This window comes from Rhodocista pekingensis, from assembly GCF_042665545.1.
Classification (GTDB): Bacteria; Pseudomonadota; Alphaproteobacteria; order Azospirillales; family Azospirillaceae; genus Rhodocista; species Rhodocista pekingensis.
This window is the reverse complement of sequence record NZ_JBHTCM010000014.1, coordinates 56610-77449: the sequence shown is the minus strand read 5'-3', so window position 1 is coordinate 77449 and position 20840 is coordinate 56610. Positions and strand designations below refer to the sequence as shown.

Below are 20840 nucleotides of genomic sequence, written 5' to 3'. Positions count from 1 at the left end.
ACCTTTCCGCGTCGATTCCGGCGCGTTTCCGTCTCGGGCGATCTCTGCGGTGAACGGGATCGCCGGTCAAATCGATTCGGATGAAACGACCGACCTTGCCTCAGAAGGTCACGGTCGGCGTTCCGTCCGTTCGGGACCGGTGCATCTGTAACGACGTCGTCCGACGCCATCGTTGTCCGGGAACAAACAGCCGCCATTCCGGGCGGCCTCCATCGGCCATCCGGCCAGGGGGCATGGTGCCCGCTGTCCGATGGAATCTATGACTTTTGCCCGGCTCGTCCGGACTCTGCGCGCTGCTAAAGTATGCGACCGGACGCTGACCCACGGGACGCCATCCTGCCTTCTCTTCGACGCCTCGGCCAGTTCAGTGGCCTTGCCCTGGCCGGAGCGGCCATTGCCGCCCTGGTCGGCTGGCTCACCGGACTGCTGCCGGAGGCGCCGCCGACCCGGCCCCTCGTCGCGCTCTGCCTCCTGCTCGGCGGCGCGGTCCTGTATGCGGCCGGGCGGCACGCGGCGGGCGCCAGCCCCGCCGGGATGCAGTCGCAGGCCCAGCTCCGCGAGGAGCGCGACCGCGCCCGTGCCTGCCTGAACGCGGCACAGGTCATGCTCCTGGTGCTGGACCGCACGGGACGGATCGAAACCATCAACCGTTGTGGCGCTGCCATCCTGGGCCATGCCGACGAAGCGGCCCTGGTCGGGCGCGACTGGTTCGAGCTGGCGATCCCGGCCGGTCGCCAAGGGGAGGTCCGCCGCGTCTTCGACGCCCTGATGCGGGAAGAGGCCGGGGCGCCCGAATGGCATGAGAACACGGTCCGGCGCGCCGACGGGTCCGAACGGCTGATCGTCTGGCGCAACGCCCTGCTGCGCGACGCCGGCGGGCGGATCACCGGCATTCTCGCCTCCGGCGAGGACGTGACCGACCGCAGGCTGGCGGAACAGCAGGCGCGGGCCGGCGAGGCGACGCTCAGCGCCGTGCTGGAGGCCTTGCCCGTGGGCGTCGTGATCGCCGATGCGGACGGCCGCATCCTGCGGGAGAACGCGGCCCACCGCGCCCTCTGGGGAGAGGCTTCGGATGCCCTGGGCCTTGAGCCTGGGAGCTGGGAGTGCGGCGACCAGGGCGCCTGGTGGCCGGAAACCGGCGAGCGCATCCGGCCGCAGGACCGGGCGATGAGCCGGGCCCTGCGCACGGGGGAGGTGGTGCGCGGCGAACTGGTGGAATGCCGGCGGGCCGGCGACGGCGAACGCCGGCTCCACCTGAACAGCGCGGCTCCCGTGCGCGATGCCGACGGCACCATCGTCGGGGGCGTGGCCGTGGAGCAGGACGTGACCGAGCGCCTTGCCCAGGAGCGGGCGCTGCGCACCCAGTCCGAGCGGGTGGAACTGGCGCTGGATGCCGGGGCCATCGTCGGCACCTGGGTCTGGGATCTGCCGACCGACCATTTCACCGCCGATGCGCGCTTCGCGGCGTCCTTCAATCTCGACCCCGAACGCTGCCGCACCGGCCTCGGCATCGAGGCGGTGGTCGCCTCCGTCCATCCCGAGGACAAGCCCCGCCTGATGGCGGCCATCGCCGAGGCGATCGCGCGGGGTGGCCCCTATGCCTGTCAGTACCGCGTCATGCGCAATGACGGGGTCTACCGCTGGATCGAGGCCAACGGGCGCGTGGAGCATGCCGCGGACGGGACGCCCCTGCGCTTTCCCGGCGTGCTGCTCGACATCCACGAGAGGCGGTCCGCGGAGGCGGAGCGCGACCGTATCACCACGCTGCTGCGCACCTTCATCGATGCCGTGCCGGGGGTGGTCTACGCCAAGGACCGTGCCGGCCGCATGCTGATCGCCAACCGCGGCACCACCGACCTGATCGGCAAGCCGCCGGAGTTCTACATCGGTCGCACCGACGCCGAATTCCTGGACAGCCTGGAGGATGCGGCCGTCATCATGGCGACCGACCGCCGGATCATGGACTCCGGGGAGGTCGAGCAGGTCGAGGAACAGGTGCGGCTGCCGGACGGGACCCCGGCCGTCTGGCTGTCCACCAAGGCGCCCCTGCGCGATGCGGCGGGGCGGGTGATCGGCCTGATCGGGACGTCGGTCGATGTCTCCGACCGCAAGCGCGAGGAAGCGCGTCAGACCCTGCTGATGCGCGAGGTGGACCACCGGGCGAAGAACGCGCTCGCCGTCGTCTCCAGCGTCGTGCGCCTGACCCGGCAGGACACGGTGGAGGGCTTCATCGACGCCCTGGACGGCCGGGTCGCCGCCCTGGCCCGGGCGCACTCGCTGCTGGCACAGGAACGCTGGACGGGCGGCGACCTGGGCACGCTGGCCGCCGCCGAACTGGCCGCCTACGGCGATGCCGCCCTCCTGTCCGGGCCGCGGGTGGTGCTGGTGCCCGATGCGGTGCAGCCGACCGCCATGGTGCTGCACGAACTGGTGACCAATGCCGCCAAGCACGGCGCGCTGTCGGTGCCGGGGGGGCATGTCTCCCTGGTCTGGATACGGCGGCCGGAGGGCGGGCTGTGGCTGGACTGGCGGGAGGAGGGCGGCCCGCCGGTGCCGGGACCGCCGTCGCGCCGCGGTTTCGGGTCGGAGGTGCTGCGCGCCACCGCGGCCCAGTTGGGCGGCCCCGTCGAGTTCCACTGGGAGCCGGCGGGACTGCGCTGCCGCCTGGGCATAGGCGCCGAGAACCTCGTCACCGGCTGAGGATGCCACCCTGCCGGACGGGCCGCGGCACCGTCTTGTGTGCGGTGCGGGAACAGCGTCATCGCGCGTGCGTTTGAATGTCGATTCCTGGAGTATAGTTCCAGAAATCGTCCCGCCCCCCGGACGGGCCGGGATGGATCGACCGACCGCAGTTCCGGGAGGACCGGGCGTGCCTGACGCTTCGGATGATGTGAGGACCCGCCACCGGGGCAATCCCGGCCCAGTGCGGGCGATGCTGGTACGCCTGTTCTCGCTGCTGCTGGTCCTGGGGCTGGCCGGTGCCTGCGCCGGGCACCCGGAACCGCCGCCGGCCCCCGTCACACCGATCCCGGACTACGACTACCCGATCGGCAATCCCTGGGCCGCCACCGTGCTGGGGACGCCGCCGGCGATGCGGGCACCGGAGGACCCGGACCTGTCGCCGACCCGGCGCGGTCTGACCGTCTTCCCGGACCGGACGATCCCGGACGGTTTCTGGTATCAGGACCGGCTGCGCTATTCCGAGCTGTTGCAGCCCGGTCCGGCGCCGCTGGTCTTCGTCATCGCCGGCACCGGCGCCGACGACCGCGCCCGCCACATGCTCGCGCTGGCCCAGGGGCTGTACCGCGCCGGGGTGCATGTCGTGCTGCTGCCCTCGCCGACCCATCCGAACTTCATCATCTCCGGCAGCAGCACCATGCTGCCCGGCCGGGCGGAGACGGACGCCGCCGACCTCTACCACGTCATGCGGCTGGTGGATGCGCGGCTGCGGAAGGATCACCGGATCACCGGCTACCGCCTGACCGGCTACAGTCTGGGCGCCTGGCATGCCGCCTTCGTGGCGCATCTCGACGAGAGCGAAGGCGCCTTCGGCTTCGACCGCGTGCTGCTGATCAACCCGCCGCTCAGCCTCTACCGTTCGATCCAGCGCATTGACGAGATGCTGTACCGTGGGTTGCCGGACGGGATCGACGGGCTGAACGCCTTTCTGGACCAGGCGGTATCGAAACTGACGGCCGTCACCGGCACCGACGCACTGGATTTCAACGACCCGGACTTCACCTTCGACGCCTATGCCCGCCTGCGCCCCGATGACGACCGGGTGGCGACGGCGATCGGCCTGTCCTTCCGGCTGTCGGCGGCGAACCTGATCTTCAGCGCCGACGTGATGCGCGGCGGCGGCTACATCTTCCCGGCCGGGCGGCCGTTCCGGACGGTCACCCCGATGTCGGACTATTTCGCCGTCGCCATCCGGACCAGCCTGCTGGACTACTTCGAGGACATCTACGCCGACTATTATCTGCGGCAGAATCCGGGGTTGACCCGGGCCGACCTGCTTGACCAGACCAGCCTGGGGAGCCTCGGCCCCTGGCTGGCGTCTACCCCCAAGGTCTGGCTGATGACGAACGCCGACGATGTGATCCTGGCGCCGGGCGATCTGGAGGAACTGCGCCGCCTGTTCGGGGCCCGCAGCCGCATCTACCCCAACGGCGGGCACATGGGGAACCTCCAGCACCGGGCCGTCATGGCCTTCATCACCTCGTTCCTCGCACCATGAGGAGGCCGGACATGCCCCCTTGCGCGTCCCTCGGCGCCCTGGCCCGGCCGCTGCTGCTGCTCCTGTTGCTCGGCGGCTGTGCGGGCACGGCCGATCCCGGCGGTTATGCGCCGCCGCAGCGGCAGCTTCCCGATCTCTACGACCGGCCGGCGCAGGTGCGTGACCCGCTCTACGTTCCCGATCCGCTGGAGACGACGAACCGCCGGCTCTACCGCTTCAATGCCCGGCTCGACGAGTACGTGCTGGTCCCTGTCGTCGATGCCTATGTCGCCGTCACGCCGGGTTTCGTGCGCAAGCGGGTGTCGTCCTTCTTCCTCAACCTGGGCGAGGTCAACACCTTCCTCAATTCGGTGCTGCAACTGCGGGCCAGCAAGGCCGGGCCGACGCTGGTGCGTTTCGCGGTGAACTCCACCCTGGGCCTTCTCGGCCTGTTCGACGTGGCGTCGGAGATGGGCATCCGGCGTGAGTCCGAGGATTTCGGGCAGACGCTGGGCTACTGGGGCGTGGAGCCCGGCGCCTATCTGGTGCTGCCCGCCCTCGGCCCCTCCAACGTGCGCGACGCGGTCGGCCGTGTGCTGGACTGGGCCAGCTTCTCCTACATCGTGCCTGACCGGATCGACGGGCATACGAGCTACAAGGTGGCCCGCTACGGGCTGGAGCCCATCGACACCCGCTACCGGGTCCCCTTCCGCTACTACGATACCGGCTCGCCCTTCGAGTACGAACTGGTCCGATACGCCCTGACCGAGGCCAGGGCGTTGGAGATCAGACGGTAGCGGGGCAGCAGCAGGGTCTGTTCTTGTCCGGCGTCTCTTCCTCTCTCGGGTCGAGACGACCGGCAGGCGACCCGCCCGACCGCCGGGTCCGTCGCCGTCTGCAAGCCTCTTCAAGGGCTTGGGCGGGATTGTCGCAATGCGTCCAGTTGCCGCGGAACTGGGCATGTGCGCGAATCCCGGGCGGACTGACCGAATAATTGCCAAGAGATGCCAAGGGAAGCCGGCGGAAATCAAGATTTCGCGGCCGCAAAAATGTGGCGCGATAATTGCAGGAATATAGCCAGGGCGGGGCGCCGGAGACATACCAATATAAGTTGCATGTCCTGGCCCGTCCCGTGGTTGACCTGCAAGGAGGCTGAAGTTGAAGTTCATCCGATCCATGTCCCTGGTGCTCGGCGCTGCCGCCCTCTTTTCCGGCGGCCCCCTCCAGGCCGAGGAGATCAAGCGGACCAACGTCCCGGACTTTCCCATCGCCTCCGTCGTGCAGGTGCCGCCGGGCTCGACCTTCTATTTCCTTAGCGGCACGGTGCCGCCGATCGTCGATGCCGAGGCGCCGAAGGGCAGCATCCGCTCCTTCGGCAGCACGAAGACCCAGACTGTCAATGTGCTGAACCGGATCAAGGACATCCTTGCCGGCCAGGGCCTGAGCCTGGGGGATGTCATCCAGATGACCGTGTTCCTGGTCGGCGATCCCGAGATCGGCGGCCGGATGGACTTCGCCGGCATGATGGAGGGCTACTCGCAGTTCTTCGGCACGCCGGACCAGCCGAACAAGCCGACCCGGTCCACCGTCCAGGTGGCCGGCCTCGTGAGCCCGGGCATGCTCGTGGAGATCGAGGTTCTGGCGGCCAAGGCTCCCGCGCCCGCGACGCCGTAACGGGCCGGTCCGGCGGCGTCCCGGGGTAACCGGACAATCCGGGCCCCACGGGCAGGGGCGCCGCCCGCTCTCAACGACAAGACAGGGGAACGGGCCGTCTCCGGACGGCTCCGCAGCGGCCCGCATGGCCGGCTGAACGAACCCCTGCGCCTCCGGGGAGGGACGGTCTCCTGGAAGGGTCGTGACCGAATGAACAGGGAGCCGCACACAATGAGAAGCAAGCAGACGGGCAATCTTCAGACGGGCAATCGTAACAGGACGGACAGTCTGGCGGGCTCTCCCGCGCGAAGGGGCGGCGGCATCGCCGACACGGTTTCGCGGCGCCTCATGCTGGGGCTGGCGGCGGGAAGCTGCCTCGTCCCGGTCATGTCTCCGCCGGCGCTGGCACAGGAGAGCCTGGACGAGATCATCGTGACGGGCACGCGCGTCAGCAACCGCACGGCCACGGAATCGCTCTCCCCCATCGACGTCTTCGGGGCCGACGATCTGCAACGCCAGGGACCGACGGACACCAACGATATTCTGCGGACGCTGGTCCCGTCCTTCAACGTCAGCCGCAACGCCATCTCCGACGGCTCTACCTTTGTCCGGCCGCCGACACTGCGCGGCCTGCCGCCCGACCAGACCCTGGTCCTGGTGAACGGCAAGCGTCGCCACCGCTCCGCCCTGGTCCAGCTCGGCGGCGGTGCGCTGGCCGCCGGCGCCCAGGCTCCCGATCTGGCGCAGATCCCCAGCATCGCCATCAAGCAGGTCGAAGTGCTGCGCGACGGCGCCTCGGCCCAGTACGGTTCCGATGCCATCGCCGGCGTCATCAACTTCCAGCTCAAGGACGATGCCGGCGGCGGTTCGGCCAGCCTGCAATACGGCTCCACCTTCGAGGGCGACGGCGACAATCTGCGGGCCCAGGCCAATGTCGGCCTGCCGCTGGGCGACACCGGCTTCTTCAACGCCAGTGCGGAGTATGTGAACGCCGACCCGACCAACCGCGGCCTCCAGCATCCGGAGGCGACGGCCGGGGCGCCCGATCCGGTGATGAACTGGGGCGATCCGAATTCCGAGGCCGAGCGCCTGTTCGTCAATTCCGGCATCGACCTGGGCGAGGGCAAGAGCATCTTCGCCTTCGGCAACTACGGCAGCAGCAAGACGGACGGCAGCTTCTACTACCGACCGCCGACGCTGGACCATGCCGTGAACGGGCCGACGATCCCGATCCCCGGCCAGACCACCGGTTTCCGCTTCACCGACTGGTTTCCGGACGGCTTCACGCCGCGCTTCTACGGCGACCTGAAGGACGCCTCCATCGTCGGCGGCTTCCGCCACGAGCTGGACTCCGGCTTCCGCTACGAACTGAGCGCCGGCTTCGGGCGCAGCCAGCTCGACTACGATCTGAAGAACACGGTCAACCCGTCGCTCGGCCCCGACAGCCCGACCTCCTTCTATGTCGGCCGGATGGTGCAGGAGGAGACGAACCTCAACGCCGACTTCGCCTATCCGGTCGAGGTCGGGCTGGCCAGCCCGCTGAACATCGCCTTCGGCGGCGAGTACCGGCGCGAGCTGTACGAGATCGGCCCCGGCGATACCGCCTCCTACGCGGTCGGTCCCTACGCCTACTTCATCGACGCGCGCACCGGCCTGCCGACGGGCCTGCCGGTCGGCTCCAACGGCTATCCCGGCTTCCGGCCCGAGGATTCGGGTGAGTTCAAGCGCGACAACGTCGCCGCCTATCTCGATACCGAGGTCGATGTCGTCGAGGGCTTCACCCTGGGCGTCGCCGGCCGGTACGAGGACTTCGACGATTTCGGCGACAAGATCAACTGGAAGGTCAGCGGCCGTTACGAGCTGACGGATGCCCTGGCCCTGCGCGGCTCCGTCAACACCGGCTTCCGCGTGCCGACGCCGGGTCAGGCGCAGACCTCGTCGGTGCAGACGACCTTCGTCGCCGGCAACCCCAACCCGGTCGCCCGCGGCACCTATCCCGCCGCCAGCGTCGTCGCCCGTTACTTTGGGGCCGAGCCGCTGACGCCGGAGGAGTCCTTCAACATCGCCGGCGGCTTCGTGGCGACCCTGCCGGGCGCCGTCACCCTGACGGTCGACTACTACAACATCAAGGTCGAGGACCGCATCGCCATCTCCGGCGACTTCGAGCCGACCGCGGCGGACCAGGCCGCCCTGGCGGCGCTGGGGGTGCCGGGGGCGAACACGCTGGGGCTGGTCAACTACTTCACCAACGCCTTCGACACCCGGACCGAGGGCATCGACGTCGTCGCCAACACCAGCGTCGATGTGGGTGAGGGCACCCTGGCCCTGACCGGTGCCCTGAACTACAACCGCACCAAGGTCACCGACCGCGACGAGACGGTGATCGGCGATACCCGCAAGGCCGACATCGAGGACATGCTCCCCGACTGGCGCGGCACTCTCACGGCCCTCTACACGATCGGGCCGTTCTCCTTCCAGACCCGCGGCAGCTACTATTCCAAGTGGACGGACACCGGTTCCTACGCCCAGACCTTCGGGTCGGAATGGCTGTTCGATGCCGAGGTCTCCTACACCCATGCGGAGTGGCTGACGCTCTCCGTCGGGGTGGACAACCTCTTCGACAACCATCCGGACCGTGTCTACACGCAGGCGGACGGGACCTACTCCTACGGGCAGATCTACCCGGACAGCTCACCCTTCGGGTACAATGGCGGGCTCTGGTATGCCCGCCTCACGGCCACTTTCTGACGTCGTCCGCAGCGATGCGGGCGAGGTCGCCCGCATCGCCTCGGCCTGATCCGCAAGGCCGGTGTCCCCCAGTCCAGGGTGTGCATCGGCCGCGATGTTCGAGGTTACGGAATGCTCCCATCACCTTCCCATCCCATCGGTGCCGCGGTCCGTGGTCCCCTGACGCGCCGGCGTCTTCTGGCCATGATCGGCCTGTCGGCCGGCAGCTCGCTGATGTACCAGGCCGCCAGCAGCCTGGGACTGGCCGCGGAGTCCGAGTTCAAGGGACCGCCGGCGCTGTCCGCGGCGCCCGCCGGGGCCTCCGTGCTGATCCTGGGGGCTGGCGTCGCCGGCCTCGTGGCGGCCTATGAGCTGTCGAAGGCGGGCTACAAGGTCCAGGTCCTGGAATACCGCGACCGGCCGGGCGGCCGCTGCTGGACCCTGCGCGGCGGCGACGTCTACACGGAGCTGGGCGGCTTCACCCAGACGGTCGGCTTCGATCCCGGCAACTATGTCAATCCGGGCCCCTGGCGCATCCCCCACCATCATCATGGCGTGATGCACTACTGCATGACCCTGGGCGTTCCGTTGGAGCCCTTCACCCAGGTCAACTACAACGCCTACGTCCATTCCAAGGACGCCTTCGGCGGCCGGCCGGTCCGCTACCGCGAGGTCGAGGCCGATTTCCAGGGCCATGTGGCGGACCTGCTGGCCAAGCTCGCGCACAAGGGGGCGCTCGACGGTCTGGTCGAGAAGGAGGACACCGAGCGCCTGCTGGAAGCGCTGCGCGACTGGGGGGCGCTCGACCGCGAGATGCTCTACCGCGCGGGCGGGGAGTCCAGCATGCGGCGGGGCTTCGCCAAGCCGCCCGGCGGCGGCCTGTCGGGCGAGCCGGTCCCGTCCGAGCCGATCGGCTTCGCGGACATCCTGCGCTCCGGCCTCTGGCGCCAGATCGCCGCCGGCAACGAACTGGAGTTCCAGACCACCCTGTTCCAGCCCGTGGGTGGCATGGACAGGGTGGCCTATGCCCTGGCCGAGCAGGTGAAGGACAGGATCCGCTACGGGGCACGGGTCCGCGGCATCCACCAGGATGAGAGCGGCGTCACCGTCAGCTTCGACGACGGCAAGGGCGGCGCTCCGGAGATGGCCCGGGCCGACTGGTGCCTCTGCACCATCCCGCTCTCGGTCCTCAGCCAGATCCCGCTCAACGTGAGCCCGGCCATGGCGCACGCCATCGCCGCCGTTCCCTACGAGGCCAGCCTGAAGGTCGGGTTGCAGTTCAAGCGCCGCTTCTGGGAACAGGACGACGCCATCTATGGCGGGATGAGCTACACCGACCTGCCCATCTCGCTGATCGGCTACCCCAATACCGGCTACGGCTCCAAGGGCAAGGCGGTGCTGCTCGGTGCCTATGCCTGGGGCCCCTACGCCTACGAATTCAGCGCCATGCCGCCGGAGGAGCGGGTCCGGCGGGCCGTCGAGTTCGGTGCCCAGATCCATCCGCAGTACCGGGAGGAGTTCGACTGCGGCGTCGCCGTGGCCTGGCACCGCGTGCCCTGGACCATGGGCTGCTTCGGCCATTGGACCGAGAAGACCCGGGCGGAGCACTACCGGAACCTCTGCCAGATCGACGGCCGTGTCCTGCTGGCCGGCGAGCACGCCTCCTACCTGCCGGCCTGGCAGGAAGGCGCCGTCACCTCGGCCCTGGATGCCATCACCCGCCTGCACCAGCGCATCGTGGCGCAGCCCGCGCCCTCGAAGACCTGACCGGAAGGGGAGAGCGATGAACCCGACGATGACCCAGATGACGAAGCAGACGCTGCCCGGACTGCTCGGCGCAGCGGCACTCCTTGCGGCGCTCGCCGCCGGCGGGACGGCGGCGGCACAGTCCACCGACGTGCAGTCCAGCGCCTTCGCGGCACCGGACCGTTTCGCCTACAGCGATGGCGGCCAGCTTTACCGCGCCATCTGCCAGGGCTGTCACATGCCGACGGGGGAGGGGGCGGCCGGTGCGGGCGCCTATCCCGCTCTGGCCGCGAATCCCAACCTGGAGGTGACGGCCTATCCGGTCTCCATGGTGGTGAACGGGCGCAAGGCGATGCCGTCCTTCTCCTTCCTCTCGGACACGCAGATCAGCGCCGTGGTCGGCTATGTCCGCACCCATTTCGGCAACCAGTTCGGTGATCCCGTCCCGGTCGAGGAGGTGGCGGCGGCCCGGCAGGCGGCGCACAACTGAAGGTGGGGCGGCGGGGTCCGGGATCGGCGGCGGTGATGCCGATGCGCCCGCCCGTGCCCCCGCGCGCCGGCATGATCCGTCCGCACCGATCCCCCCCTCTGCCGTCATTGCGCATAAATGCGCATGCTTCATATTTCCTTCCTGCAAAGGAGTGCTAATTTTGAGCTAAACTAATCCCAGACACCCTTGGTTGAAGCGGGCAGCATGACCGGTCGAATCGATTGGATCAGGAGGGGGCCCCAGAGCCGTGCCCAGCAGGAAAGCCATGCCCCGCAGGCGGGCAGCGCCAGACTGCGGCCGGTGCAGGCCGGCCCCGACCGGACGCCGTCTCCGGCCCCTCCGGTCACGGGCGACTCCACCTTCGACGCCCTGTTCGCCACCAACGCCGCCCCGATTCTCCTGATCGACCCGGAGCGCGACGGCGCCATCGTCGATGTGAACCCGAAGGCGGCCGAGTTCTACGGGCACAGCCGGGAGCGGTTCCGGACCCTGCATGTCTGGGACATCAACACCCTGGACCGTTCCGTCCTGCCGGTGATGCGGGAAATCTCCTCCTGGAGCGGGGGGCATTATCCCCAGCAGTTCCGCCACCGCATGGCCGACGGCTCGCTGCGCGACGTCCAGGTCTATGCCGGCCCCATCCATCTCCAGGACCGGCGTCTGCTGCTCTGCATCATCCATGACGTGACGGCGGTGATCGAAGCCGAGCTGTTCAACCGGCTGCTTCTGGAAAGCGTCCAGGACGGGGTCTGCGGGATCGATCTCCTGGGCAACGTCACCTTCGTGAATCCGGCCGCAGTGCAGGCCTTCGGCTACAGCCACGAGAGCGAGCTGATGCGCGGCGGCATCGGCCGCTTTCTCGGCCCCGGCGGGGCCGCGCCGCATCCCGTTCTGCGGGTCGCGGCGACGGGGGAGCCGGTGCGCGACCTCGAATGCCCCCTCTTCCGTCGGGACGGATCGCCGTTTCCGGCCCGGATCACGGCCAGCCCCGTGCGCGGCCGCGACGGGGTCGTCGGGGTCGTCGTCAGCTTCTGCGACCTGACGGAGGAGAAGGAGCGCGACGCGCGGGTCACCGACCTCACCAACTCCCTGCCGGGGGCGGTCTTCCAGGCCGAGGTCCGGCCCGACGGCCGGGTGCTGCCGACCTATTTCAGCTCCGCCGCCAACACGCTGGTCGGGCTGCCCCCGGGGGCCGATCTGACGGTGCCCGGAATGCTGGCAGGCGCCATGAGCCGCAAGCAGTGGATCGGCGTCCTGAACGGGCTGCGTCGGGCCGCGCGGGAGGGCGTGGCCTGGGACCAGGAGTTCCATGTCCATCCGCCGGAGACGGAGATGGACGGAGCGGCAGGCGATGCCCCGGGGGCCGGCCGCTGGCTGCTGGGCCGTGCCCGGCCGCGGCCGCGACCGGACGGCACCGTCTCCATCAACGGCGTGCTGCTGGACATCACCGAGCGCAAGCGGCTGGAGGCGTCGCTGGAGCAGGCGGCGCTGAACGATCCCCTGACGGGCGTCTGGAACCGCCGCCGCTTCGAACAGGCGCTGGAGGAAGCGGCCGCGCGCGCCCTGCGCTACGGCCGGCCCTTCTCGCTGCTGCTGATCGACATCGACCATTTCAAGCAGTTCAACGACACGCACGGCCACGCCATCGGGGACCGGGCGTTGCAGATGGTGGCGGGCGTCCTGGCCGGGCGCTCGCGGCAGGTGGACTGCCTCGCCCGCTGGGGCGGGGAGGAGTTCTCCCTGCTGTTGCCCGAGACGGATGCCGTCTCGGCGCAGGCCCTGGCCTCTGACCTGCGCCGGGCCGTCGCCGCGCTGTCCATCGCCGACCTCGGGCCGGGGAGCGTCGGGCCAGTGGGCAGGGGCGTCACCGTCAGCATCGGCGTCGGGCAGGCCACCCCGGGGGAGAGCATCGACGCCCTGTTCCGGCGGGTGGACGCCGCTCTCTACCGCGCCAAGGCAGCCGGCCGGAACCAGGTCCACCTGGCCTGAGACGTCTGCTCAGTCCTGTCCGGCGGGCTCCGCGACGACATCGGGGCGCGACTTGATCAGGCGGATGTTGAGCTGGTCGAGCAGCAGCTTCTCATAGAAGGGCTGCTTCCGTCCGCCCCTGATCTTGTTCATGAAGTAGCGCTCGAAGCCGATCTTCACCCAGTGGACCCAGCGGCCCTTGGACGACCAGTTGACGTTGCGCGGCGGGATCTGGGGCTGAGCCACGAAGGCGACGCCGCCGTCCCCGAAATCGGCAAGGCAGACGGCGTTCCAGGTCGCCTGGCTGTGGGCCGGCCTGCCGCGCAGCAGGCAGCGCAGATTCTCCGCCGTGGCGGTGACCATGGATTCGATCATGAACCCGGTCTTCGGCACGCCGACCGGCACCGGTGTCGGCCCCGTCGGCGCGATCGCCACGCAGACGCCGACGGCGAACACGTTCGGGAAGGTCGGATTGCGCTGGTAGGCGTCCACGACGACGAAGCCGCGGGGGTTCACCAGCCCTTCCGCACCGCGCAGGGCCGCCACGCCGCGGAAGGCCGGCAGGATCATGGAATAGGCGAAGGGCAGGGCGTGGGTCCTGCGGATCTGGCCGTCGTCGGTCAGTTCCTCCACGCTCATGCTGCCCGCTTCCACCCCCAGGATGCGGGCGTTGGTGATCCATTTGATGTGCCGGTTGCGCAGTTCGCTTTCCAGCAGCGACTTGGTGTCCCCCACCCCGTCCAGTCCCAGATGCCCGATATAGGGCTCTGCCGTCACGAAGGTCATGGGAACCTGGTCGCGGATGCGGCGGCGGCGCAGCTCCGTATCCAGGATCAGGGCGAATTCGTAGGCCGGACCGAAGCAGGAGGCCCCTTGCGCCGCCCCGACGATGATCGGGCCGGGTTTCGCCAGGAAGCGGTCGAAGGCTTCCTTCGCCTTCACGGCGTGGTCGATGTGGCAGATGGAATGGGTGAAGCCCTCCGGTCCCAGGCCCGGAACCTCGTCGAAGGCCAGCTCCGGTCCGGTGGCGATCACCAGATAGTCGTAACCAAGCGACGACCCGTCGGCGAGGTCGATCCGGTTTTCCGCCGGATGCAGGCGCTCCGCGCCGGTGGAGACGAACCTGATCCGGCGGCGCGCCATGACGTTGTCCAGATCGACTTCGATGTCCTGCCTGTCCCGCCATCCGACTGCGATCCACGGATTGGACGGGACGAAGTGGAAGGTCCGGCCCTGACCGACCACGGTCAGGCGGTCTTCTTTTCTCAGGGTCGGCAGGATTTCGAAAGCTGCCAGCGTTCCTCCCAGGCCCGCGCCCAGGACCACGATCTCGGCCATGCGTTCCTCCCATCGGGTGGCGGATACCCGCCGTGCCATTCCCCTGGGACTGGCGGAGCCAGCCCGAGCCGCTCCTTTTTGTATCTTGCCTTTGTCTTTTTGTTATCTTCGGAGCTTCGCAGATAAGAAATAACACGACAGTCCGAACCTGACAAGACGACATGAACGAACCGGCAGGGCCTTCGCGCCTGCGCAGATGGGGCCGTGGCCGGTTCTGGCCGCCCGGTGATCCGACTGGGATCAGTAATCCCACTGGAACTGGACGCCGACCTTGCTCTCGCGGCCGACCTCGCCGCGCAGGCGGATCGCCTCGGTGACGTCGTACTCCACCGTGGCGCGGCTCTCGCCGGTGCCCAGATCCTGCTCCACGCCGAGATAGACCTCGTCGCCGATGTAGCGTCCGGCGGCCACGGTGCCCAGGCCCTCGCCGGTCTCCGAGCCGCGCAGCTCCAGCCGGTCCACCCCGAGGGAGCGGCGGAAATCGTCCAGCACGCCGGGACCGCCGCCCAGAACGCCGGTGAGCTGGGCGGCACTCTGGGCAAGCTGCACCGCTTCCAGTGCGGACAGGTCGCCCAGGCCCCGGTCGAACAGCAGCCGGGCCAGCACCTCGTCCTCCGGCAGGGCCGGTTCCGAGGTCAGCTTCACCGCCGGCTTGGACGGGGTGCCGCTGACGGCGATGATGGCGGTCAGGTTGCCGCGCTCGGCGCGCGCCTCCAGGTCCAGCCGCGGCTCCAGGGAACCGTCGCCGGTGAAGGTCAGGATGCCGCGGCTGAGGGCGAAGGTCTGGCCCAGCACGTCCGCCTGCCCCTTCAGCAGGGTGATGGCGCCGACCACCAGCGGCTCGCCCGTGGAGCCGCGCACGTCCAGGTCGGCCTTGAACTCGGCATCCACGCCGCGGCCCTGGATGTAGATCTCGTTCGGGGCCTGCACGTCCAGGTTCAGGTTGATCCGGATGCCGGTATCGGGCGCAGGGGCCGCGGGCGCCGTCTCGGCCACGGCGGTCGGCGGCGGAGGCGCGTCTCCGGCCGGGGCCGCCGGCCGGTCCAGGCCGCCACGGTCCGGAGCGCTGCGGCCAGCCGGGGGTTTGTGCCCGGGCACCCGCATGGACCGGGCCATTTCCGCCGCGCCGGGGCTGTTCGCCTCCTCGATCTCCAGGTCCACCACCTGCCGCGGCAGCCGGTCGGGGATGCTCACATTGGCCTGCCGGATACGCACCCCGCCCGACAGCAGCGCCTGCACGAAGCTGCCGCGCAGGGTCAGGTCGGCGTCGGCATCGGCCCTGACCAGGTCGGTCTGCGCCACGCGGGCGCGGTCGGCCAGCAGGCGCAGGTCGATCTGGCGGTCTCCGAAGGCGGGGTCCAGGCGCACGGCGCCGCTCAGCTCGACCCGGCCGCCGTTGGGCGTGCGGCCTTGCAGGTCGCGCACGCGCAGCCCGTCCGGGTCGCCGACCAGGGTGCCCTGGATCTCCTGGACGACGGTGCCCAGCGTCTGGTTCTCGTAGCGTCCCCCGGCGATGCTGGCGGTTCCGGCCAGGGCGGTATTCCCCACCGTGCCCGTCAGATCCAGGTCGGCGGTCAGCCGGCCGGCGATGCGGTCGCCGCTGGCGGCCAGCAGGTCGTTGAGCTGCGACAGCTCCAGGGTGCCTTCCAGGCTGCCGGAGACCGGACGGCCCTCCGGCACGGCGAAGGACAGGGGTGCCGCCAGCACCAGCGGCAGTTCGGCACGGGCCGTCAGGTCGGAGGTCGCGGCGTCGCTCTTCGCTTCGGCCGTCGCCCGCGCCCGGCCGCCACGCCAGTCGCCGGTGATGCGGATGTCCACGGGGGCGATCACCGTCTCCTCCGCCGGGGCGACGCGGAAGCGCGCGATGGTCAGGCGCAGGTCGCCGGTCGGGTCGGCCGGGCTTCCCCCCAGGGTCAGGGTTCCGTCCAGGGTTCCGTCCACGGTCAGGGTCGGGTCGGCCAGCCGCAGCAGGGCCAGCGGTACCGAGCGCAGCCGGGCGTCGGCCTGGAAACGGCGCGGCCCCAGATCGGCCTCCAGCGCGATGCGGGCGTCGGCGGAGGCGAGCGCCAGCCCTTCCACCCGCAGGCTTCCGTCGCCGAAGGCCAGCACTGCCGGCCTGGTCAGCCGCAGCGGGGTGCCGCCCAGCGCCGCGGACAGCCGCTCCAGGGCGATCCGGGTGGCATCCCTGTCCTGCCCCAGGGTCGCGGCCCCGGTCAGGGTCAGGGGCTGCCCGGCCTGCCGGCCCGCCGCCTCCATCGTCAGGGCGGTGGCCGTCAGGGGGCCGCGGGCGGTGGCCTCCAGGCGTTCCAGAATCGTCTCGGCCGCGCGAATGCCGCTGCCGCTCAGGCGCAGGTCCAGAGTCGGCTTCGTCACCGCGTCGCTGATGCTGCCGGACAGCGCGATCCGGCGGGCGCCCTGGTCGGCGCCGGGCCGGTCCAGATCACGCAGGGTCGCTTCCAGCTCCACCCGCTGCCCGCCGCGTCGGGTGGTCAGCACAAGACGGGCGTCGCCCCGTCCGGACAGGTCCTGCCCGGCCAGGGCCGCCAGCGGCGACAGATCGGGCAGGGCGGCGGTCAGGGTGCCGTCGGCGGTGCGGGCGGCGAGGTCGGCCACCACGTCGCCCGTGATGCGGTTCTCCGCGACCTGGAGCCCCAGGTCGGACAGGCGCAGGCTGTCCCCGGCCAGGGCGAAGCGACCGGACAGCCGGGCCGGTTCGCCCTCCACCTGCGTCTCCAGGGTGAGGGTCCCCGCGGGGGCGGCCGGCAGGCCGGTGGCGGCAAGCGCCAGCGTGGCGTCGCCGTAGCGGCGGCCCTGAACGGCAAGGTCGGCGGCGCTGCCGGTCGCCTCCAGGCCCAGGGCCTCCGTCTGTCCCGCGATCCGGGCGGTGAGCTGCGCCGAGCCCGCCAGCGGCGTGCCCAGCGCGTTTCCCAGCGGAGCGAGATCGGCCAGCGTCGCCTTCGTCTCCGCCGTCAGCCGGCCGGCCTCCAGCCGGGCCGTGCCGGACAGCGCCAGGTGTCCCGTCTTCAGCGACAGGGCGGGGACGCGCAGCGCGTCGTCGCTGACGACACGGCCGGCCAGTGTCGTCTCCGGTCCCAGCAGGGCGTCCGCGGCGGCGATCCCGGTGGCGAGCTTCCGGCCGGTGGCGTCGATCTCCGCCGTCAGCACACCGTTCCGGCGGGTGATCCCCGCCGTCGCCGCCAGCGCCCCGGACAGGTCCGTGCCGGCCAGCGGCGACAGGGGCGCCAGACTCTCCGCCGTCAGGCGCAGGGTCGCCTCGGCTTCCGTCCCCCAGCCGCGCAGGGTGGCGCTGCCGGTCGCATCCAGGGCCGGGGCATCCAGGGAGAGCCTGTCCAGCCGGACCAGCCCTTCCGCCGTCTCCACCATGCCGCCTGCCGACAGGATCGTGCTCGGGGCCAGCAGGGGAGCCAGCCGTGCATCCCCCGTCATGGCGCCCTGGAGCGTCGCCGTGGCCGTCACCGCCAGCCGCCCGAAGCCGCCCTCCTGTGGTTCCACCGTCGCATCCAGCACCAGCGCCTCCGCCCCGAACTGGCGCCAGGCGGGATCGTCGGCGGTCAGTCTGGCGACGATGGAAGGGCCGGCTGCCGGTCCCTTGACGTGGGCGACGAGCTGGGCATTGCCGAAGACCGGCTCGGTCAGGACCGTGTGCAGGGCGGAGCCGGTTCCGGCGCTGAAGATCAGGCCGGCGCTGATCTCGTCCGCCGCGAGATCGTAGACGCCCTGGCCGGCCAGGGTGCCCGCCGCGGCAGTGACGGTGAAGCCGTCCAGCGCGATCCGCTCGCCGGGTTGCAGCAGCCCGCCGGCGGCGACCGTGACCGTGCGGCCCAGCAGGCCGCCGACCGTCTCCGGCGCCAGGGCCGCCACGTCGCCGGACAGGTCCAGGCCGAAGGCGAAGGCGTCGCCCGTCGGGCGGATGCGGGCCTCCCCGCGCGCGCTGGCGACGTCGCCGGCCCTGGCCTGGAGGCGGCCGGTCCAGTTCGTCAGGGGGCCTTCGCCGGTGACGGTCACGTCCACCGGCGGCCCGCCCGGGATTTCCAGCAGCCGGGCCAGCACGCCGCCCGCCGGCTCGGCCAGCCGCAGATCCAGGTCCAGGCTCGTCTCCGGCACGTAGGTCGCGCGCAGGGCGGCGGTGCCGGGACTCTCGTCGATGCGCTCCACGCGCAGGTCCACGCTGCCGCCCAGCCGGCCGGCGGGCAGGCTGCCCTGGCCCCCGGCCGTCAGCAGGGCGGGCGTGCCGCCCAGCAGGGGCGCCCCCAGCTCGACCCGCTCCAGTGCCAGCCGGTCCACGTCCACCGCCACCGGCAGGGTGAAGGGGGCGGCGTCGGTCTCCGGTTCCGGGTCGGGATCGGAAACGGGCGCGCGTGCGACCGCGACACGGCCCGCGGTCAGGGCGTTCACCCGAACCGAGCCGGTCAGCAGCTCCAGCGGCGACCAGTCCAGCCGCGCCTGCTCCACCGTCAGCCAGATGCCCTCGCGGTCGGCCAGGGTCAGCCGGGCGACGCCCAGGTCGAACAGTCCGCCCTCCGCCCCCTCGATCTCCAGCCCGGGGACCAGCGGCTCCACCTGCGCCAGCACCGTCTCCCGTCCGCCGGGCGTGGACAGCCAGACCAGCGCCCCGGCCACGGCCAGGACGACCAGACCCAGCAGGGTTCCGACGATCCAGAGGGTCCAACGCAGTGCAGGATGCATCCGGTTTTCCCGCCTTCTTCTTTCGTTTCACGCGGACCCGGCGGGATGCCGTGCCCGGAGCGGCCCCGTCGGCGTCAGAACGCCTGTCCGATGCTGACATAGAACTGGAAACTGGAGTCGCCCTCCTGCTTGTTCAGCGGCACGGCGAAGTCCACCCGGATCGGGCCGATCCCGGTGTAGTAGCGTGCGCCGATGCCGGCCCCCCAGCGCAGCTCCTCCCCGAAATCGGGGAAGGTCTCGTCGTAGACATTGCCGGCATCCACGAAGGGCACGATGCCGATGCTGTCGGTCACCTTGATGCGCAGCTCGACACTCGCCTCGATCAGCGACTTGCCGCCCAGCGGGTCGCCGTCGGGGTCCTTCGGGCCGACCTCCTGGTAGCCGTAGCCGCGGATCGAGCCGCCGCCGCCGGCATAGAACCGCTTGTCGGCGGGCACTCCCGCCAGCGTCGAGCCGAAGATGCTGCCGTAGGAGATGCGGCCCGCCGCCACATAATCACCGCTGCCGGTCAGGTCCCAGTAGCTGCTGCCGGTCAGGCGGCTGATGGTGAAGTTGTCGCTGTCTCCGAAGGGCACGACATAGGGCGTCACCAGCGCGCTCAGGCGGAAGCCGGAGGTCGGGTTCAGCAGGTCGTTGCTGCGGTCCCAGGTCACCGCCGCGGGCACGCCGACCAGGGTGTTCGTCGTCTCCCGCAGCCCGTCCTCCACCCGCGACTGTTCGAAGGTGACGCCCAGGCTGCCGGTCAGGCTGTCCGTCAGCGGACGTTCGACGATGGCGGACAGCACGATGGCGTCGCGCCGGTAGGCGTCGGGCCGCTCCGACAGGATCTCGCCCGACAGGGACAGCGACTGGCCCCGGCTCAGGAAATCCGGCTCGCGGTAGAGCACGTTCAGATTGTAGTCGTAGTCCGTCGGGTTCAGGTTCGCATCGCGGGCGATGCCGGAGATTTCGGCGCCGACACGGAACCGCTCCGCCCCACCCAGCAGGTTGCGATGGCCCCAGTAGGCGTTGGCGCCGAACCCCTCGGAGGTCGAATAGTCGAAGCCGAAGCCGATGAAGCGCATGTCCTGTTCGCGCACGACGACGCTCACCGGGGCTTCCGTCCCCTGTGTCGGTTCCGCTCCCAGGGCCAGACGGACGCTGTTGAAGACGCCCAGTTCCGTCAGGGACTCCTGCGCCTTGTCCATCAGGGCGGGATCGTAGCGGTCGCCCCGTTTCCAGGGCAGGCGGCGGCGGACGGCGAGTTCCCCCACGGTGTCCAGGCCGCTCACGCTGACCTCCCCGAACCGCACCAGGGGGCCCGGCAGCACCGTGAAGTCGATGTCCATGGCCTGGCGCGCGTGATCGACCAGCACCTTGCGGTCCAGCACGCGGGCATAGGCGTAGCCTTCCGCCGCCAGCCGGGCGCGCAGCCGGTCCTCCGCATCCAGCACGGCGGCGCCGCGGGCGGGGGAACCGGCGGGCAGGCCCAGGTCCCCGGGCGTGATCGCGCCACCCGGCAGCTCCTCTCCCGACGGGGCCCGGGCGGAGACGCTGCCGATGGTGTAGCGCTGCCCCGGCCGGACCCGGACCGTAACCGTGGCCGGGCTGGCGCCCGTCTCCACGTCGATGTCCAGCACGGCCGCGAAATACCCCTCCGACCGCAACGCGGCGGCCAGCCGGTCGCGGTCCGCCTCGGCCCGCCGGCGCAGGCCGATGGGTGAGGGGGGCGGCTGGTCGCGGAGCGCCACCAGCCGGGATACCTCCTCCAGCAGCCCGCGCAGCTCACCCGCCCCTTCCAGCCCGGTCAGCTCGACGGTGTAGGGGGTCTCCTGGGCCATCGTGGCCTTCGGCGCCGCCGCCACGGTCAGCAGCGACAAGGCCAGCAAGGCCAGCAGGGGCAGGCGACGGATCGGGGGGCCGGCCGGTCGGGCCGTCGGGAATGGGATCATGTCGGACATAACGGTCGCGGGCGGCGGGAGGACACTCTGTCCGGTGAAATGGGGCGAAAAACCG

11 protein-coding genes are annotated in these 20840 nt (G+C 70.6%); 8 read left to right on the top strand and 3 right to left on the bottom strand.

Annotated features, from left to right (window positions below):
• Window positions 1-303 precede the first annotated feature (303 nt).
• From ACFQPS_RS14005 to ACFQPS_RS13970, 8 genes are all read left to right on the top strand, one after another.
• Window positions 304-2700, top strand: a complete 2397-nt coding sequence (locus tag ACFQPS_RS14005) for a PAS domain-containing sensor histidine kinase (protein ID WP_377359839.1) — start codon at window positions 304-306, stop codon at window positions 2698-2700.
• Between the two features lie 169 nt (window positions 2701-2869).
• Window positions 2870-4237 (top strand): alpha/beta fold hydrolase family protein, encoded by a 1368-nt coding sequence (locus ACFQPS_RS14000; RefSeq protein ID WP_377359838.1) that lies wholly within the window; start codon window positions 2870-2872, stop codon window positions 4235-4237.
• 11 nt (window positions 4238-4248) lie between these two features.
• Window positions 4249-5013 carry an MlaA family lipoprotein gene (locus ACFQPS_RS13995; RefSeq protein WP_377359837.1) on the top strand — a complete coding sequence of 255 codons (765 nt, stop codon included), beginning with the start codon at window positions 4249-4251 and terminating at the stop codon, window positions 5011-5013.
• Between the two features lie 361 nt (window positions 5014-5374).
• Window positions 5375-5890, top strand: a complete 516-nt coding sequence (locus tag ACFQPS_RS13990; protein WP_377359836.1) for a RidA family protein — start codon at window positions 5375-5377, stop codon at window positions 5888-5890.
• A 210-nt stretch (window positions 5891-6100) separates the two neighbouring features.
• Window positions 6101-8617: a TonB-dependent receptor plug domain-containing protein gene (locus tag ACFQPS_RS13985; RefSeq protein WP_377359835.1), complete on the top strand. Its 2517-nt coding sequence runs from the start codon at window positions 6101-6103 to the stop codon at window positions 8615-8617.
• Window positions 8618-8800: 183 nt separating this feature from the next.
• Complete coding sequence (locus ACFQPS_RS13980) at window positions 8801-10363, top strand: flavin monoamine oxidase family protein (RefSeq protein WP_417715206.1); 1563 nt, start codon at window positions 8801-8803, stop codon at window positions 10361-10363.
• Window positions 10364-10391: 28 nt separating this feature from the next.
• Window positions 10392-10832: a c-type cytochrome gene (locus tag ACFQPS_RS13975; RefSeq protein ID WP_377359833.1), complete on the top strand. Its 441-nt coding sequence runs from the start codon at window positions 10392-10394 to the stop codon at window positions 10830-10832.
• A 204-nt stretch (window positions 10833-11036) separates the two neighbouring features.
• On the top strand, window positions 11037-12821 hold the full coding sequence (locus tag ACFQPS_RS13970) for a sensor domain-containing diguanylate cyclase (RefSeq protein WP_377359832.1): 1785 nt from the start codon (window positions 11037-11039) through the stop codon (window positions 12819-12821).
• Window positions 12822-12830: 9 nt separating this feature from the next.
• Here ACFQPS_RS13970 and ACFQPS_RS13965 read toward each other — a convergent pair whose 3' ends face one another.
• From ACFQPS_RS13965 to ACFQPS_RS13955, 3 genes are all read right to left on the bottom strand, one after another.
• Window positions 12831-14138, bottom strand: coding sequence for an NAD(P)/FAD-dependent oxidoreductase (locus ACFQPS_RS13965; protein WP_377359831.1), 1308 nt, complete (start codon window positions 14136-14138; stop codon window positions 12831-12833).
• Window positions 14139-14378: 240 nt separating this feature from the next.
• A complete protein-coding gene (locus ACFQPS_RS13960) occupies window positions 14379-18845 on the bottom strand; it encodes a translocation/assembly module TamB domain-containing protein (RefSeq protein WP_377359830.1) in 4467 nt (1488 codons plus the stop codon).
• Between the two features lie 74 nt (window positions 18846-18919).
• A complete protein-coding gene (locus ACFQPS_RS13955) occupies window positions 18920-20776 on the bottom strand; it encodes an autotransporter assembly complex protein TamA (protein WP_377359829.1) in 1857 nt (618 codons plus the stop codon).
• Window positions 20777-20840: the final 64 nt, after the last annotated feature.